Source organism: Mycolicibacterium xanthum (assembly GCF_019710635.1).
In the GTDB taxonomy this organism is placed as follows: Bacteria; Actinomycetota; Actinomycetes; order Mycobacteriales; family Mycobacteriaceae; genus Mycobacterium; species Mycobacterium xanthum.
In genome coordinates this window covers 25,839-41,204 of the sequence record NZ_JAIFZS010000071.1, presented here as the reverse complement: position 1 = coordinate 41,204, position 15,366 = coordinate 25,839, and the positions used below count along the sequence as shown (strand labels likewise).

Below are 15,366 nucleotides of genomic sequence, written 5' to 3'. Positions count from 1 at the left end.
CAGCACCGAGGACGTGAACGCCCAGTCCGAGTAGCGGGCCAGCCCGATGTCGATGGTCGTGCTCATGCGCGATCCGCTTCCTTCTCTGTCCTACCCGGCTCGGTGGCCTCTGTCCTACCCGGCTCGGTGGCCTCTGTCCTACCCGGCTCGGTGGCTTCGGTGGGCGAACCGGCGAGCAACCGCGCGGTCAGCTTCTCGAACTCGTCGCCCCATCCGGAGTTGTCGGTGCGGGCCAGCCCGCCGAGCTCGACGTTCACCGTACCCGCAGCGCCCGGCGCGAGTCGCAGCCAGACGCGTCGGCGCCGCACGATCAGCGACACCAGCAGGCCGGCCATCATCGCCATCGCGAACACCAGCACCCAGACCTGGGCCGGATCGTGGGACACCTGCAGGTTGACGAACGGGGTCGCGCCGTCGAATCGCACGACGGTGCCGTCCGGCAGCCGGGTGTCCTGGCCCGCCTTGAGGTTGACCCGGGCCACCTTGGTCAGCCGGCCCTGATCGATCATCCGCGGGTCCAGGCTGAACAGCGACTGCGGGCGCCCGCTGTCCAGGCCGGTGTCGCCCTGATAGATGTCGACGGCCACCGCCGGATCCTGCAGCGCGGGGAAGCGCGAGGACAACAGGGTGCCGTCCAGCTGCTCGGTCGGGGCGAACAGCCCCTGGATCGCGATCTGGTTCTCACGGCGCTCCCGCTCGTCGGGATAGGTCCCGCCCGGCGGGTCGAACCGCATCGCCCCCGAGGACAGGAAGGTGAACTGGTCTTCGGGACGCCACTGCACGGTCTGGGTGCGGGTCTGCCCGTCCGGGAACGTCACGGTGAACGTCGGTGCGTAGCCGTGGCCCTGCAGATAGACCCGGTCACCGCCGACGCGCAACGGCTCGTTGACCTTCAGCAGGTAGGGCTGCCAGGTGCCGGCGGCCAGATCGTCGCCCGCCTGGTAGTCGATGTCGGCCCGGAACGACACCGCCTGACCGTTCGGCAGATAGTCGGCCGCGAAGTCGTTGACCCGCACACACATCGGGTGCAGCGACGTTCCGTCGACGGTGTTGCCGGCCCGGAACGAGTCGAACGCGGCGGGCGAGGCCGAGCAGAACCCCGGCCCTCCGTCGGCGACGACGATGACGTTGCCCTCGTAGCCGAACAACTTGCCCGCGGCGATCGCGACCAGCAGGCCGAGGAGTGAGAAATGGAACACGATGTTGCCGAACTCGCGCAGATAGCCCTTCTCGGCTGAAATCTCGGCGACCTCGGCGACCTCGCCGTCCCAGCGGGTGACCCGGCGCCAGCCCCCCAACCCGGCGTCGGCGGCCGCGGCGACGGCGGGCACGTCGCCGCGGACCTCGGCGTCGGCGTGCTTGGGCAGCCGGCCCAGATTGCGCGGCGCCGGGACCGGGGTGGCGCGCAGGCTGCGGATGTGCTCGGCCAGTCGCGGGGTCAGGCAGCCCACCAGCGAGACGAACAGCAGGACGTAGATCGCGGTGAACCACACGCTGGAGAACACGTCGAAGGCCTGCAGCCGGTCCAGCCACGGCCCGATCGTCGGGTGCTCGGCGATGTACTCACCGACCTTGGCCTCGTTGAGGCTGCGCTGCGGCAGCAGGGCGCCGGGGATCGCGGCCAGCGCCAGCAGGAACAGCAGCACCAGCGCGGTGCCCATCGACGTGAGGGTGCGCCAGGTGTTGCGCACCAGCGCGAGCAGGGACGCCATCAGATCGGCAGCCTCACGTCGGAGACGAACGCGTCGCGCACCCAGGACACGAAGTCGTTCCACAGCCCGGTCACCAGCGCGGCACCCACCAGGATCAGCAGCACCCCGCCGAAGATCTGGATCGCCCGGGTGTGCCGGCGCAGCCAGCCCAGCCCGGACACCGCCCGCGCCGACCCGAACGCCAACAGCACGAACGGAATGCCCAGACCGAGGCAGTAGGCCAGCACCAGCACCACGCCGCGCGCCACATTGCCACCCTCGGTCGCCGACGCGACCGCGATGACCCCCGTCAGCGTCGGCCCCAGGCACGGCGTCCAGCCCAGCGCGAACACCGCCCCCAGCAGCGGGGCGCCGCCCAGCGTGGAGATCTGGCGCGGGGCGAACCGGGTGTCGCGCTGCAGCACGGGCACCAGCCCGATGAACACCAGCCCCATGAAGATCGTGATCACCCCGCCGACCCGCTGCAGCAGCAGCTGATTGGAGATCAGCGTCGTCGTCATGCCCAGCACCGCCACGGTGCCGAGGACGAACACCGTGGTGAAGCCGGCCACGAACAGCGCCGCCGCGCCGGCCACCCGCAGCCGGGCCCCGCGCACCGCCACCGGGCTCGGCGCCGCTCCACCGACGGGGGTGTCGACGCCGACCACCGCGGCCAGATAGGACAGGTAGCCGGGGACCAGCGGGACCACGCACGGCGACGCGAACGAGACCATCCCGGCCAGCACGCTGACCGCCGCCGCCAGCAGCAACGGGCCGCCGGTGGTCAGGTGGTCGAGCTGGTCGGGGGTCATTTCTCGGCTGCCAGCCGTTCGACGACCGGCTGCAGATCCTCGGCGAGCAGTTCCCGCAGGAACACCGCCGCCACCCGGTGCCGGCGGTCGAGCACCACGGTGGACGGGATCACGGTGGTCGGGTAGCGCCCGCCGAAGGCGATCATCGTGCGCATCGACGGGTCGTAGATCGACGGGAAGGTCACCCCGCGGTCGATGACGAAGTCGCGGGGGGCGTCGATGTTGTTGTCCCGCACATCGATTCCGAGGAACGCCACCCCCCGGTCGCGGGTGGCCTGATAGACCTGCTGCAGGCGGCCGATCTCGGTGCGGCACGGCCCGCACCACTGCCCCCAGACATTGATCACCACCACGTCGCCGGCGAAGTCGTCCAGCGAGATCGTCCGGTCGGTGTCCATCAGGTCGGGACCGGACAGCGGGCCGGGCCTGCCGCGGCTGTCGGGCGGGTCGTAGAAGATGTCGGTCTTGCCCCCGGGTGCGACGAACTCGAACGTGCCGCCCTGCGCGACGGCGTCGTCACCGGTGGCGCATCCGGCCACCAGCGCCGCCGCCATGACCGCTGACACGCACGCCGCCGACAGTGTGCGCAACCGGGCCGCCCACCGTGTCACTGCCCGGCCAACTCCGCATACCCCCAGCCCACGAACTCCTCGTCGTGGAAATAGAACGACGTCACCGACGCCAGGTTGCACATCCGCTTGGTCGGGAAGTGGTGCAGCGGCCGGTCGGTCATCGACCGGCGCAGCGTCTCGACCGGCAGCTGGTGGCTGACGCAGACCGCCTCGTGGCCGGCCCCGGCGGCGCGGGCGCGCAGCAGCGCGCGCCGCATCCGGGCCGCGACGTGCGAGTACGGCTCGCCCCACGACGGGACCCGCGGATTGCGCAGGTGCCACCAGTTGCGCGGATCGCGCAGCGCGCCGTCACCGGGTGAGACCTTCTGTCCCTGGAAGACGTTCTCCGACTCGATCAGTTCGTCGTCGGTGGCGACCGTCAGCCCGTGCCGCGCGGCGATCGGCGCCGCGGTCTCCTGGGCGCGGTCCAGCGGCGAGGCGACCACGTGGGTGATGTCGCGCGCGGCCAGCCAATCGGCCACCGCCTGCGCCTGCGCCCGGCCCCGGTCGGAGAGGTGGTAGTCGGGCAGCCGGCCGTAGAGGATCTTCTCCGGGTTGTGCACCTCACCGTGGCGCATCACGTGCACCACCGTCTTCTGGGCCTGGTCGGGAGCGCCGGTCATGCCGTGGCCACCGCGGCCGCGTGCGCCGCGCGCGGCAGGGCCGAATCGATGCGCTCGAAGGCCTCGTCGTCGAGTGCCGTCGAGACGAACCAGGCTTCGTAGGCGCTCGGCGGCGGGTACACGCCCGCGTCGAGCAGGCCGTGGAAGAACGCCGGGAACCGCCAGGTGTCCGTGGCCCGCGCCGAGGCGAAGTCGGTCACCGGATCGTCGGAGAAGAACACGCTGAACATGTTCCCGGCCCGCGAAATCTGATGTGCCACATTGGCTTTTGTCAACGCCTCACCGATCATTCCGGTCAGCCGGTCGGCGTTGGCGTCCAGGGTGGCATAGACGGAGTCGTCGGCGGCCCGCAGCGTGGCCAGCCCGGCGGCCATCGCGACCGGGTTCCCGGACAGCGTGCCGGCCTGGTACACCGGCCCGAGCGGGGCCAGCCGGCTCATCACCTCGGAGCGCCCGCCGAATGCGGCGGCCGGCAGCCCGCCGCTCATGACCTTGCCGAACGTGAACAGGTCGGCGTCGACCGGATCGAGGCCGTACCAGCCCGACCGGCTGACCCGGAAGCCCGTCATCACCTCGTCGACGATCAGCAGCGCGCCGTGCTCGGCGGTGATGCGCCGCAGCTCGGCGTTGAAACCGGGCAGCGGCGGCACCGTGCCCATGTTGCCCGGGCTGGCCTCGGTGATCACGCAGGCGATCTCGTCGCCGAGGCGGGCGAAGACGTCGGCCACGGCGGCCACGCTGTTGTAGGGCAGCACGATGGTGTCGGCGGCCGCGGCACCCGTCACACCCGGTGACGACGGCAACCCCAGGGTGGCGACACCCGATCCGGCGTCGGCCAGCAGCGCGTCGCTGTGGCCGTGGTAGCAGCCGGAGAACTTGACGATCTTCGCCCGTCCGGTGAACCCACGGGCCAGCCGGATCGCGCTCATGGTGGCCTCGGTGCCCGAGTTCACCAACCGCAGCAGTTCCACCGGGGCGACCCGGTCGACGATCTCGCGGGCCAGCTCGGACTCCGACGGGGTCGGCGCGCCGAAGGACAACCCGCCGGTCACGGCCGTCTGCACGGCGTCGACGACGGCCGGGTGGGCGTGGCCGAGGATCATCGGGCCCCAGGAACACACCAGGTCGACGTAGCGATTGTCGTCGGCGTCGGTGAGCCAGCAGCCCTTGGCCGATGTGATGAACCGGGGGGTGCCACCCACCGAGGAGAAGGCGCGCACCGGCGAGTTGACCCCGCCGGGGATGACGGCGCACGCGTCGGCGAACAGCTTCGCGGACAGGTCGGTACTGCTCATGCCGACCAGTGTCCCAGCCTCCGCCAACTGCTCCACTACAGGGTGTAGTGGGGTGCGCGGATCTCCGCCGAAATGGCATTCCGGCAGCGAAAGTTCGAGTGGCGACCTGCTGGAATGCCAGTTCGCCGCAGGGACGGGCGGATCAGGGTGCCGGGGTCAGCACGAACACCGGGTGATCCGCGTCATCGGGCAGTTGGCGCCAGTAACCGTCCACCACCCTGCCTGCCAATGGCCGGTAGACGGCCAGGATCGGCGCACGCCGCTCCACCGGGATCTCGGTGGCCAGGTAGGCGGTGTCACCGAGGGTGACGCACGGCTCGGCGCGCACGTTGCGCACCCAGTCAGACTCGCCGCGGGTGGACACCAGATAGCGCACACCCTCGACCTCGGGGACGACGACCGGGATCTGCTGCGGGCGCCCGCTGTTGCGCCGGGTGACGGTGAGCGTCTCGCCCACCCCGAACCACATGGCGACCGGGTTGAAGATGCGCGCGGTGAACCATGGGGGCTTGAGGTAGGCCACGCCTGCGAGTTTGATGGTTTCCATGCAGCTGCCGCAATGGCTGGCGCGCTTCAATCGCCACGTCACCAACCCGATTCAGCGCCTGTGGGCCGGATGGCTGCCGGCCATGGGCATCCTCGAGCACGTCGGCCGCAAGTCCGGCAAGCCCTACCGGACGCCACTGACCGTGTTCAGCACCCGCGACGGGGTGGCGATCCTACTCACCTACGGCCCGGACCGGGACTGGCTGAAGAACCTCACCGCGGCCGGGGGCGGCACCATGCGCAGGCACGGCAGGACGTTCGCGGTCACCGACCCGCAGATGATGACCCGCGACGAGGCGGCTCCGTCGGTGACCGGCGTGATGCGGCCGGTGTTCGCACGGTTGCCGTTCGACTACGCCGTGCTGTTGCAACGAACGTGACCCGCCGCCCCGTCGTCGTGATCACGCGTGCCAGCGCAGCACCTCACCGCGGCCCTCGGTCAGGACCGTGCCCGGCATCACCCGCAGTCGATAGGGCGTCAAGCGCAGCACCGCGAACGCCGCGGACGTCGGCCCGTCGCGCCACTGCGGGATGATGGCGGGGTCATAACCCACCGGCGCGGGACCGGTTTCGAACTTCTGCCACACCGCCGTGCGGGTTTCGTCGTCGGTGTACCACTCCACCAGGCAGTCCGCGGCGCAGGTGTCCTGGTTGGTGGTCCAGTAGCTCACCGATACGTCGGGGTGCACGGCCAGGTGGGCGCGTTTCAGGGGTGTCGGTGCGGTAGCGACCCAGCCCAGCAGGTCGGTGCCGTCCCACTCCCAGATGGGGTGCAGGATCCGCGAGCGAGGTTTGCCGTCGGCGTCGACGGTGGCCACCGACGCCCACACGATCGAGTGCGCCATGCCGACGAAGGCCGGCGCGATGGTGTCCAACGTCGTCGTGGTCACGCCTTCGGAGTCTAGGCGCGATCGTTGCCGTATTCGGGCTTCCCGTCGTCGCCGGGCCGATCGTCGAGCCCCGTCCCGGAGCCGGTCCCGTCACTGCCGGGGCGGTCCTCCGCTGCCCTTCGGGTCCCATGCCGCACCGCTGCCCGACAGTGTGATCCGCGAAACGCGTGCTCAGGCCGGGACGCTACGCAGCGCGGCGGGCAGGCTGGGCAGGAAATGGGTGCGGGCGAACGCCCGGATGTCGTCGGCGGTGTCCAACGGCTGGGCGCTGGGCAACAGCAGCACCATCGCGGCATAGCGCAGGATGCAGTCGGCGAGGTCGTCGACGGCCTCGGGTCCGATCCGCTCGGCGAAGCCGGGCGGGAAGATGATCCGCAGTGCCTCCGCCATCCGCCGGATCGCGGCCCGGTGGTGACGGCCCGCCAGTTCCAGGACCAGGCCCGGTTCGTCGGTGATCATCTGGTCGAGCACCCGGTGCCTGCGGAACTTCAGGATCGACAGCGTGAACGCCTCGACGTAGATGTTCGACTGCGGACCGGCGTTCTTCAGCTCGGCCGCGATGTCGGCGAACAGCCGGACGTTCTCCCGCTCGATGACCGCACCGACCAGTTCGTCCTTGTTGGCGAAGCGGCGGTAGATCGTCGTCCGGCTGACCCCGGCCCGACGCGCGACGTCGTCGAGGGCGACCCGGCGGAAGCCGTGCCGCTCGAACTCGACGACCGCGGCGTCGAGGATGCGCTCGGTCGCCGAGTCACCCGTCGTCGGCCGCATCAGCCGCGGGTGAAGCCCTGGACGGCGTAGCCGCTGTAGCGCAGCCGCAGCGGCAGGTGGTCCCAGACCCAGTTCACCGGGCGTGACCGCCAGAATGCGGCGAAGCGCTGGTAGCGGCGCTCCTGCCGGTCCGTCCAGGGCAGCCCGAGCAGGGTGCGCGCCCGGGGCGGCAGGCCGCCGGTGGTCAGGAACGCCGCGGCCGGGTTGAACACCGGCGCCACCAGTCGCCACGCCAGCGGATGCACGGCCTTCGGTTTCGGGAAGCCCTTGGTGACGTAGCCGACCCCGTACCTGGCGCTGGGATGGGCGACCAGGACGTCGTTCATCATGTGGTCCCAGTACTGCTCGAACTCGGCGTAGGTGGCGGGCATCGGGCGCTCGCTGACGCCGTAGCGGCGGTACCAGGTCTTGGACTCGAGGTAGACCTGCTCGCGCTCGGCGTCGGTCAGCCGCTTCACGAAGGTGTCCGCGAAGTAGAGGATCTGCTCGACGAACGTGGCGTGTGCCCAGAAGTAGGTGTCCGGGTCCAGCGCGTGGTAGCGACGCGGCTCTGCACCGCCGACGGCCGGCAGGTCGCCCTTCACGTGGTGGTGGAAGTCGCGCACCTGGGTTCCGGCCGCCGAACCAGAAGGGTCGTCCTCGGAGCCGTAGACCGTGTTGAAGATCGGTGGGATGGTGCGCCGGAGCCGCTCGGCGGTGTCGGCGAAGAACGTCGAGTGGTCGTAGACCCCCTGGCCGAGCTCGGCGAGCATGTTCTGCAGCACCGCGGGGCGCGGGCCGATCAGGTACATCCGGTTGTCGCCGAACCACCGCCAGACCAGCGACTGCGGCCCCAGCGGCAGGGCGTCCGGGGTGTTGTCAACCTGCTCGGGCTGCTGCACCAACTCAGTCATGGGGAACAGTGTTACAGATTTTGCACTTTGTACCAAGACGCCTGTTGAGCGAGTAGGCCGTGACGGTAGTCACCACACAGCCGCGTGCTACGAGGAATGTTCCCCCGCAAGCGGGAGGCGCCCCCGGTTCGCGTGCGGGAGGCGCCCCGCGTGCGCGACGGCGCGTCGGGAGCGGCGCAGGCCGCTGACCGCCAGCACCAGCAGCACCCCGGCGACGGTGGCCAACACCAGAGACAGCATCAGCAGCGGCGCGGAATACTGCATCGACATCGTCGACGGCTCGCCGTCCAGCACCGGTGCCACGACGACCTGCGAGCCCGCGGCCAGCCAGCTGAGCACACACCCGGCGGCGGCCAGCACCGCCGCTGCCAGCCCGACGATCGCCACCTTACGGGCCGGCCGGCTCACGGTTTCGGCTCCGGCGGGATCCGCTCCTCCAGCAGGTTGGTCAGCGCGGCGCGCAACTGCTGGTGCTTGCGCGCCCAGGCCTGCGCGGTGCGGTCGTTGGTCAGCCGCAGACCGATACCGGTGCGGCCGCGCGGCACCCCGGTCAGCTCGCCGAGTGCCCGCGCAGACTGCCACTTCGGCGCCTCCTTGCCGGTGGCCTCCGGATAGACCCGCACGATGTCGTCGGTGCTGGTGATCTCGGTGCCCTGGCGCAGCCGCTGGGTGGTCAGCTCGACCGAGGTGTGGATGCGGGCCGCCTTGACCTGGATCGCGAGGAACACCGTCACCAGCACGAAGAACACGCCCGGCACCACCCACTGGATGCCGTACCCCGCCGACACCTGGATCAGGGCCATCGCGATGCCCGACAGCGGACCTCCCGACACCCACCACCAGCTGGCGCCCTGCTCGTGGAACAGCACCTCGGCAGCCGACTCGGCGGGGTGCGCCTCGGTCATGACGCGCCCTGACCGGCGTACCAGTCCCGGGCCGCCGGCCGCATCATCAGGATCACGCCGGCCAGCATCGGCAGCAGGGACAACAGCATCACCGGGTTGGCCACCCCGACCAGCAGCGCGAGCAGCCCGATGAGCACTACGATCGCGGCCGCCAGCGCCACGGCGGCGCGCCGGAACCGGGCATCGCCGCGCCGGGCGCGCCCGGCCAGGAAGGCCAGCCCGGCCGCCGCGATCGCGGCGACGATGCCGCTGCCACGGTAGACCGTCAGGTAGCTGCGCACCTCGTCGTCGCCGACGGTGGCGGGGATCGCCGCCCGCGCGTACTCGTAGCTGGTGCTGGCCGACATCAGACCGCCGGCCATCATGATCACCGCCCCGCCGACGAAGCACCAGAAGGCGATGTTGACCACGCGGGGCCGGTCCGGCGGCGTGGACGATGAGGCGGTCATGGTCGGGTCAGCCTAGCGAATCAGCGGGTGAAGAATTCGTGGGCGTCCTTGCGGTGCAGCAGGTACACCCCGCCCGCGATGAGCACCGCCCCGACGATCACCGTCGCGGCGTAGGCCATCGCCGCCAGGTCCTGACGTTCGCCGGTGAACAGATTCATCACCGAGTACACCATCGAGGCGATCGCACCGCCGGTCAGCACGGTGCGCGTCCAGCGGTAGCCCTGGCGCATCAGGATCAGAAACGTCACCACCACCGCGACGACGATCGCGATGAACACCACCGAGACCACGAGCAGCAGGCCGGCCGGGCGCGGTTGCCCGGTCCACAGGTCGACGAGATAACCGGCCACCATCAGCGGCAGCGCCGTCACCCACAGCCAGAACCCGGTATCGACGTCGACCGGCCGGACCGGGGCCTGGTCCGGGTGGGTCACGACAGCCAGCGGGCCGCGTCGACGGCCCAGTACGTCAGCACGATGTCGGCGCCGGCACGCCGGATACCGGTCAGGGTCTCCAGCGCCACCGTGCGCAGATCGATCCAGCCGTTGGCGGCGGCTGCGCAGATCATCGCGTACTCGCCGGAGACCTGATAGGCGGCCACCGGCACCGGTGCGACGTCGGCGGCGGCGCGCACCACGTCGAGATAGGCCATCGCGGGCTTGACCATCACGATGTCGGCGCCTTCGGCGATGTCGAGCTCGATCTCGTGGACCGCCTCGCGGGCGTTGCCCGGTTCCTGCTGATAGGTGCGCCGGTCACCGTCGAGACTGGAGGCCACCGCCTCCCGGAACGGCCCGTAGAACCCCGACGCGAATTTCGCGGAGTAGGCCAGAATCGCGGTGTCGGTGAACCCCGCGGCGTCCAGACCATCCCGGATCGCGGCCACCTGGCCGTCCATCATGCCGCTCGGCCCAACCACATGCGCACCTGAACCCGCCTGTGCGACAGCGAGTTCGACGTACCGGAGGTTCGTCGCGTCGTTGTCGACACGGCCCGCCCCGTCCAGCACCCCGCAGTGGCCGTGGTCGGTGAACTCGTCCAGGCAGGTGTCGGCCATCAACACGGTGTCGTCGCCGAGGTCGGCGGCGAGATCGCACAGCGCGACGTTGAGGATGCCGTCGGGGTCGGTCCCGGCCGATCCGTGGACGTCCTTGTCCTCGTCACGTGGGACCCCGAACAGCATCAGGGCACCGACGCCGGCGGCGACCGCCTCGGCGGCGGCCCGGCGCAGCGACTCGCGGGTGTGCTGGTAGACACCGGGCATCGACGCGATCGGGCGCGGCTCCGATATCCCGTCGGCGACGAACATCGGCAACACCAGATGCCGCGCCTCGAGCGAGGTCTGGGCGACCAGCCGGCGCATCGCCGGTGTCGAGCGCAGCCGCCGCGGACGGTGGCGGGGGTAGGCCACTAGCGCACCTCTCCTTGTCCGCGAAACGGCATTCCGGCAGCAGAAGTTCGAGTGCGATCCTGCTGGAATGCCATTTCGGCGAGTTCCTCAGCGGCGGCGGCTCTTCTTCCGCGGCGGGGGTAGCGCGCCCTCGGCACGCAGCCGGGCGGCGTGCTCGGCCAGCGCCTCCACCAGCGGACCGACCGCGGCCACCTCGGGCTGCACGTCGACCCGCAGGCCGAATTCCGCTGCGGTCTCGGCGGTCTTGGGTCCGATGCACGCCACGATCGTGCGGGCGTGCGGCTTGCCCGCAATCCCGACCAGGTTGCGCACCGTCGAGCTCGACGTGAAGCACACCGCGTCGAACCCGCCGGTCTTGATCATCTCGCGGGTGGTCGCCGGCGGCGGTGCCGCACGCACCGTGCGGTAGGCCGTGACGTCCTCGATCTCCCAGCCACGTTCGCGCAGCCCCTCGGCCAGCGTCTCGGTGGCGATGTCGGCGCGCGGCAGCAGCACCCGGTTGACCGGATCGAAAACGTCGTCGTAGGGCGGGAACTCGTCGAGCAGACCCAGCGAGCTCTGCTCACCGGTCGGCACCAGCTCGGGGTTGATGCCGAACGCCCGCACCCGGTCCGCGGTGGCCTGCCCCACGCAGGCGATCTTCACACCGGAGAACGCCCGGGCGTCCAACCCGAACTCGTTGAACTTCTCCCACACCGCACGGACCGCGTTGGTGGAGGTGAACACCACCCACTGGAAGCGGCCGTCGACCAAACCCTTCACGGCCCTTTCCATCTGGGCCGGGCTGCGCGGCGGCTCGACCGCGATGGTCGGCACCTCGACGGGCAGCGCGCCGTGGCCGACCAGCCGGTCACTCATCTCGCCGGCCTGGTCCTTGGTGCGGGGCACCAGCACCGTCCAGCCGTACAGCGCGCGGCTCTCCCACCAGTTCAGCTTGGCGCGGTTGGCGACCGTCCTGCCGATCGTCACGACCAGCGGCCCGGCCACCGCGCCGGCGGCCAGTGCGTCGGCGCCCGCGCCCGCCAGGGTGGCCTTGTCCAGCAGACCGGCCAGCGTGGTCTCGATCGAACGCTGCTGACAGGTGGTGCCGTTGGCGGTCACGACGGTGGGCGTGGTGTCGGCCAGGCCGTACTCGATCAGGGTGCGGGCCGCCTCGGGCAGGTGCGACGCGGTGGCGTGCAGGATCAGCGGCCCGGGCGCGGCGGCCAGCGCGGCCCAGTCCACATCGGGATCGCGGACGTCGGCGACGGTGTGCGCCGACCCCAGCGGCAACCCGGCGTAGGTGGGCACCGCGGTGGTACCGGGCAGGCCGGGCACCACCTCGAAGGGCAACTGCGTCTTGGCCAGCGCGTTGACCTCGGTGATCACCGAGTCGACCGACAGCGGATCACCGGCGACCAGGCGCACCACGTCCGCACCGGCCTTGGCCTCGGCGGCCAGCGTCTTGGCCACCTCGGTGGGATCACCCAGTGCGGGACGCACATCGGGACCACCGGGGATGACCGGATCGGCCTGCTTCACGTCGTCGGCGTCGCCGGCCGTCTGGTCCACGGATTCAGGCGTCCGGGCCGCGACATCCGGCTTCTGGGCCGCGACATCCGGCAACGGCCCCGACGGCGGCGGCAGCTCGGACCCCACCAGGGCCAGCACCGCTTCGGGCACGTCGGGATCGGTGAACACCAGCGCGGCATTGGCCAGCACGGTGCGGGCACGTGTCGTCAGCAGGCCCGGATCCCCGGGCCCCGAGCCGACGAACGTGATGCGGCCTGGCTTGACCTTGCGCCCTCGCATGCTCATCTGGCGAGTCATCTATCTCTCCCGCGTTCGTCCAGCAGATCGCGCGCGCCCAGCTCGAACAGCTCCGCGGCCACCGAGAGCCCCAGCTCCCGTGCCCGCTCGGGTGTTCCGATACCGGACGCGCGGATCACGTCGGATCCGTCCAGCGTCGCCACGCAGCCGCGCAGCGACAGCTCCTCGAAGACGCGGCCGTCCTCATCGATCGACTCGACCACCTCGGCAATCGCGCCCACCGGTGCGGAACACCCCGCCTCCAGTTCGGCCAGCAGGGCTCGCTCGGCGATGACCGCGGCCCGGGTGTCGGCGTCGTCCAACTCCGCCAACAACTCCGCGAGCCCGGTGTCACCGGCACGGCACTCGACTGCCAACGCCCCCTGCGCCGGCGCCGGCAACATCTGTACCGGTTCCAGCGCCTCGGTGACAGCGTCGAGACGACCGATGCGGGCCAAACCCGCCCGGGCCACGACGACGGCATCGAGATCACCGCTGCTTACCCTGTTCAACCTGGTGTCTAGGTTGCCTCTTAGGGGGCGGATTTCCAAACCGAGACCCAGTGCTCTAAGCTGTGCTGCCCGCCGCGGGGAGGACGTCCCGATCACCGAACCGGCGGGCAACTCCCCGAGCACCAGTCCGTCGCGGGCCACCAGCGCGTCCCGGGGGTCCTCCCGCGCCGGGATCGCGGCGATGACGAAGCGGGGGTCGGCCGCGGTGGGCAGGTCCTTGTACGAGTGCACGGCCATGTCGACCGAGCCGTCGGCGATGGCCTCGCGCAGCGCGGCGGTGAACACGCCGACCCCGATGTCGGCGATCGGTGCCGACGAACGGTCCCCCGCGGTCGAGACGATGACCAGCTCGGCGTCCTGTCCGGCGGCGGCCAGCGCGTCCCGGATGACGCCGGACTGGGTGGTGGCCAGCAGGCTGCCCCGGGTGCCTATACGGATCACGTGCTGACTTTCGGCGTGGTGAGCGTCACTCGGTGGTATCGAGATCGGTTGCGACCAGCGGCAGTTCGCCGGCCGCGACGGCGTCCACCGCGTGCTGGTCGAGCTCGAACAGTTCCCTCAGGGCCTCGGCGTAGCTGTCGCCGCCAGGGGCGCTGGCCAGCTGCTTGACCCGCACCGTGGGCGCGTGCAGCAGCTTGTCGACCACCCGGCGCACGGTGTTGGCCACCTCGTCGCGGTGCGCGGCATCCAGTTCCGGCAGCCGGTTGTCCAGCCGCAGCAGTTCGGCCTCCACCACGTCGGCCGCGCGCCGGCGCAGCGCGGTGACGGTCGGGGTGACCTCGGCCATCCGCTGTCCGGCCAGGTATCGGGCGACCTCGGCGGCGACGATCGCACGCGCCGCGTCGGCGTCGGAGGAGGCCGCGCGCGCCGACGGCTCGCGCTGGATGCGCTCCATGTCGATGACGTGCACACCGGGCAGCCCGGCCACCGTGGAGTCGACGTCGCGCGGCATGCCGAGGTCGCAGATCACCAGGTTCTTCTCCTGGCCGTGCGCGAGCCCGCGGTGCACGTCGGCCAGCGACACCACCGGTCGCACCGCGCCGGTGCAGCTGACGACGACGTCGGCGTCGGTCAGCAGCGGCGGCAGGTGATCGAACGGGAACGCCTCGGCCGCGATGCCGTGGCCGCGGATGTTCTCGGCGAGTTGCTTGGCGCGGGGCAGGGTGCGGTTCACCACGTGGATGCGCTCGACACCGACCCGCAGCAGCTGCTTGGCGGTCAGGGCGCCCATAGAGCCGGCACCGATCACCACGGCCGACCGGCCGGCCAGCGAGCCCAGCCGGTTCTCGGCCATGTCCAGCGCCACCGACACCACCGAGGCACCCGCGCCGTCGATGCCGGTCTCGGAGTGCACCCGCTTGCCGACCGACAGCGCCCGCTGCGACAGCTCGTGCAGGATGCGCCCGACGGTGTGGTTGGCCTCCGCGGTCGCATACGCCCGGCGCACCTGCCCCAGCACCTGCTGTTCGCCGATCACCGCGGAATCCAGTCCGCTGGCGACGGCGAAGAGGTGCTCGACCGCGGCCTCGGCGTAACGCACGTAGGCGTACTTGGTGAGGTCCTGAAGCGACATGCCGGAGTGCTCGGAGAGCACCTGCCCGATAACCGAGAGCCCGCCGTGGAAGGCCTCGACGACGGCGTAGACCTCGACGCGGTTGCAGGTCGACAGCACCATGGCCTCGGTGACCAGCGAAGACTGCAAGATCTCGTCGACGATCTTGGCCTGGTCGGATTCGTCGGTGCTGAGCTGCTCGAGCACGGAAACCGGCGCGCTGCGGTGCGAAACCCCGAAAAGCAGGACGCTCATGGCTCCGTCACCACGCTCAGCACCTGCTCAACGGTAGTCGTTAACCAGCTGGGCCACCAAATTTGCTCAACCGTTCGTCGCCGCCAGGTCGGCCCGCAGCCGTGGCTCGTCGACCTCCCAGTAGCTGTGCTCGGCACCGTCCAACAACACCACCGGCAACCGGTCGCCGAACTCGGCGCGCAACGCCGGCTCACCCGCGGCGGCGAGCGCGTCGACGTCGGTCACCGACAGCTCGAAGCCCAGTTCGCGGGCCAGCTCCTCGAGCCGCCCGGCGGCGGCCTGGCACATCGGGCAACCCTGCCGGGTCAGCAACCGCACCTGTCGATCCACTCCGCCAGTATCGCCGGAAGGTGTCCTAGTGT

19 protein-coding genes are annotated in these 15,366 nt (G+C 70.8%); 1 reads left to right on the top strand and 18 read right to left on the bottom strand.

Translation table 11 applies throughout. The features are described 5' to 3' along the window. Positions 1 to 62: 62 nt before the first annotated feature. The 6 genes from JDV09_RS23535 to JDV09_RS23510 all read right to left on the bottom strand — a co-directional run bounded on the left by JDV09_RS23535 (position 63) and on the right by JDV09_RS23510 (position 5,555). Positions 63 to 1,712 carry a cytochrome c biogenesis protein ResB gene (locus JDV09_RS23535; RefSeq protein ID WP_221371555.1) on the bottom strand — a complete coding sequence of 550 codons (1,650 nt, stop codon included), beginning with the start codon at positions 1,710 to 1,712 and terminating at the stop codon, positions 63 to 65. Then, positions 1,712 to 2,503 carry a cytochrome c biogenesis CcdA family protein gene (locus JDV09_RS23530; RefSeq protein ID WP_221371554.1) on the bottom strand — a complete coding sequence of 264 codons (792 nt, stop codon included), beginning with the start codon at positions 2,501 to 2,503 and terminating at the stop codon, positions 1,712 to 1,714. Before JDV09_RS23530 ends, JDV09_RS23535 begins: the two co-directional genes overlap by 1 nt. Next, the gene (locus JDV09_RS23525; protein WP_221371561.1) at positions 2,500 to 3,057 is read right to left on the bottom strand and encodes a TlpA disulfide reductase family protein; all 558 of its coding nucleotides are present in this window, start codon (positions 3,055 to 3,057) and stop codon (positions 2,500 to 2,502) included. The genes JDV09_RS23530 and JDV09_RS23525 overlap by 4 nt, the downstream gene beginning before the upstream one ends. 53 nt (positions 3,058 to 3,110) lie before the next feature. Beyond that, on the bottom strand, positions 3,111 to 3,737 hold the full coding sequence (locus JDV09_RS23520; protein ID WP_221371553.1) for a histidine phosphatase family protein: 627 nt from the start codon (positions 3,735 to 3,737) through the stop codon (positions 3,111 to 3,113). Then, a complete protein-coding gene (gene hemL / locus JDV09_RS23515; protein WP_221371552.1) occupies positions 3,734 to 5,032 on the bottom strand; it encodes a glutamate-1-semialdehyde 2,1-aminomutase in 1,299 nt (432 codons plus the stop codon). Before hemL ends, JDV09_RS23520 begins: the two co-directional genes overlap by 4 nt. A gap of 142 nt (positions 5,033 to 5,174) precedes the next feature. Next, entirely contained in the window at positions 5,175 to 5,555 is a 381-nt protein-coding gene (locus JDV09_RS23510; RefSeq protein WP_221371560.1) for a nitroreductase/quinone reductase family protein, read from the bottom strand. A 22-nt stretch (positions 5,556 to 5,577) separates the two neighbouring features. On the opposite strand from JDV09_RS23510, the gene JDV09_RS23505 reads away from it, so the two are divergent. Beyond that, a complete protein-coding gene (locus JDV09_RS23505) occupies positions 5,578 to 5,958 on the top strand; it encodes a nitroreductase family deazaflavin-dependent oxidoreductase (protein WP_221371551.1) in 381 nt (126 codons plus the stop codon). Positions 5,959 to 5,979: 21 nt separating this feature from the next. Here the strand turns inward: JDV09_RS23505 and JDV09_RS23500 are convergent, their stop codons facing one another. The 12 genes from JDV09_RS23500 to JDV09_RS23445 all read right to left on the bottom strand — a co-directional run bounded on the left by JDV09_RS23500 (position 5,980) and on the right by JDV09_RS23445 (position 15,334). Then, complete coding sequence (locus JDV09_RS23500) at positions 5,980 to 6,423, bottom strand: pyridoxamine 5'-phosphate oxidase family protein (RefSeq protein ID WP_221371559.1); 444 nt, start codon at positions 6,421 to 6,423, stop codon at positions 5,980 to 5,982. A gap of 216 nt (positions 6,424 to 6,639) precedes the next feature. Next, positions 6,640 to 7,239 (bottom strand): TetR/AcrR family transcriptional regulator, encoded by a 600-nt coding sequence (locus JDV09_RS23495; RefSeq protein ID WP_221371550.1) that lies wholly within the window; start codon positions 7,237 to 7,239, stop codon positions 6,640 to 6,642. Then, positions 7,239 to 8,132 carry an oxygenase MpaB family protein gene (locus tag JDV09_RS23490; protein ID WP_221371549.1) on the bottom strand — a complete coding sequence of 298 codons (894 nt, stop codon included), beginning with the start codon at positions 8,130 to 8,132 and terminating at the stop codon, positions 7,239 to 7,241. Before JDV09_RS23490 ends, JDV09_RS23495 begins: the two co-directional genes overlap by 1 nt. An 87-nt stretch (positions 8,133 to 8,219) precedes the next feature. Beyond that, positions 8,220 to 8,540 (bottom strand): hypothetical protein, encoded by a 321-nt coding sequence (locus JDV09_RS23485; protein WP_372453019.1) that lies wholly within the window; start codon positions 8,538 to 8,540, stop codon positions 8,220 to 8,222. Beyond that, on the bottom strand, positions 8,537 to 9,037 hold the full coding sequence (mce1N, locus tag JDV09_RS23480) for a transport-regulating membrane protein Mce1N (RefSeq protein ID WP_221371548.1): 501 nt from the start codon (positions 9,035 to 9,037) through the stop codon (positions 8,537 to 8,539). The genes JDV09_RS23485 and mce1N overlap by 4 nt, the downstream gene beginning before the upstream one ends. Then, positions 9,034 to 9,486, bottom strand: a complete 453-nt coding sequence (locus JDV09_RS23475) for a hypothetical protein (RefSeq protein ID WP_221371547.1) — start codon at positions 9,484 to 9,486, stop codon at positions 9,034 to 9,036. The genes mce1N and JDV09_RS23475 overlap by 4 nt, the downstream gene beginning before the upstream one ends. Positions 9,487 to 9,506: 20 nt before the next feature. Next, positions 9,507 to 9,920, bottom strand: a complete 414-nt coding sequence (locus tag JDV09_RS23470) for a hypothetical protein (RefSeq protein WP_221371546.1) — start codon at positions 9,918 to 9,920, stop codon at positions 9,507 to 9,509. Then, on the bottom strand, positions 9,917 to 10,897 hold the full coding sequence (gene hemB, locus JDV09_RS23465; RefSeq protein ID WP_221371545.1) for a porphobilinogen synthase: 981 nt from the start codon (positions 10,895 to 10,897) through the stop codon (positions 9,917 to 9,919). Before hemB ends, JDV09_RS23470 begins: the two co-directional genes overlap by 4 nt. A gap of 87 nt (positions 10,898 to 10,984) precedes the next feature. Then, the gene (locus JDV09_RS23460; RefSeq protein WP_304620686.1) at positions 10,985 to 12,706 is read right to left on the bottom strand and encodes a bifunctional uroporphyrinogen-III C-methyltransferase/uroporphyrinogen-III synthase; all 1,722 of its coding nucleotides are present in this window, start codon (positions 12,704 to 12,706) and stop codon (positions 10,985 to 10,987) included. Then, positions 12,703 to 13,638, bottom strand: coding sequence for a hydroxymethylbilane synthase (gene hemC, locus JDV09_RS23455; RefSeq protein ID WP_221371543.1), 936 nt, complete (start codon positions 13,636 to 13,638; stop codon positions 12,703 to 12,705). Before hemC ends, JDV09_RS23460 begins: the two co-directional genes overlap by 4 nt. Before the next feature lie 25 nt (positions 13,639 to 13,663). Further along, positions 13,664 to 15,004, bottom strand: a complete 1,341-nt coding sequence (locus tag JDV09_RS23450; protein ID WP_221371542.1) for a glutamyl-tRNA reductase — start codon at positions 15,002 to 15,004, stop codon at positions 13,664 to 13,666. A gap of 66 nt (positions 15,005 to 15,070) precedes the next feature. Beyond that, positions 15,071 to 15,334 carry a glutaredoxin family protein gene (locus JDV09_RS23445; protein WP_221371541.1) on the bottom strand — a complete coding sequence of 88 codons (264 nt, stop codon included), beginning with the start codon at positions 15,332 to 15,334 and terminating at the stop codon, positions 15,071 to 15,073. Positions 15,335 to 15,366 lie beyond the last annotated feature (32 nt).

Coding starts and splice junctions, on each gene's coding strand:
- JDV09_RS23535 (WP_221371555.1), bottom strand. CDS start 1,712: ATGGCGTCCCTGCTCGCGCTGGTGCGCAACACCTGGCGCACCCTCACG.
- JDV09_RS23530 (WP_221371554.1), bottom strand. CDS start 2,503: ATGACCCCCGACCAGCTCGACCACCTGACCACCGGCGGCCCGTTGCTG.
- JDV09_RS23525 (WP_221371561.1), bottom strand. CDS start 3,057: ATGGCGGCGGCGCTGGTGGCCGGATGCGCCACCGGTGACGACGCCGTC.
- JDV09_RS23520 (WP_221371553.1), bottom strand. CDS start 3,737: ATGACCGGCGCTCCCGACCAGGCCCAGAAGACGGTGGTGCACGTGATG.
- hemL (WP_221371552.1), bottom strand. CDS start 5,032: ATGAGCAGTACCGACCTGTCCGCGAAGCTGTTCGCCGACGCGTGCGCC.
- JDV09_RS23505 (WP_221371551.1), top strand. CDS start 5,578: ATGCAGCTGCCGCAATGGCTGGCGCGCTTCAATCGCCACGTCACCAAC.
- JDV09_RS23500 (WP_221371559.1), bottom strand. CDS start 6,423: ATGGCGCACTCGATCGTGTGGGCGTCGGTGGCCACCGTCGACGCCGAC.
- JDV09_RS23495 (WP_221371550.1), bottom strand. CDS start 7,239: ATGCGGCCGACGACGGGTGACTCGGCGACCGAGCGCATCCTCGACGCC.
- JDV09_RS23490 (WP_221371549.1), bottom strand. CDS start 8,132: ATGACTGAGTTGGTGCAGCAGCCCGAGCAGGTTGACAACACCCCGGAC.
- mce1N (WP_221371548.1), bottom strand. CDS start 9,037: ATGACCGAGGCGCACCCCGCCGAGTCGGCTGCCGAGGTGCTGTTCCAC.
- JDV09_RS23475 (WP_221371547.1), bottom strand. CDS start 9,486: ATGACCGCCTCATCGTCCACGCCGCCGGACCGGCCCCGCGTGGTCAAC.
- JDV09_RS23460 (WP_304620686.1), bottom strand. CDS start 12,706: ATGACTCGCCAGATGAGCATGCGAGGGCGCAAGGTCAAGCCAGGCCGC.
- JDV09_RS23450 (WP_221371542.1), bottom strand. CDS start 15,004: ATGAGCGTCCTGCTTTTCGGGGTTTCGCACCGCAGCGCGCCGGTTTCC.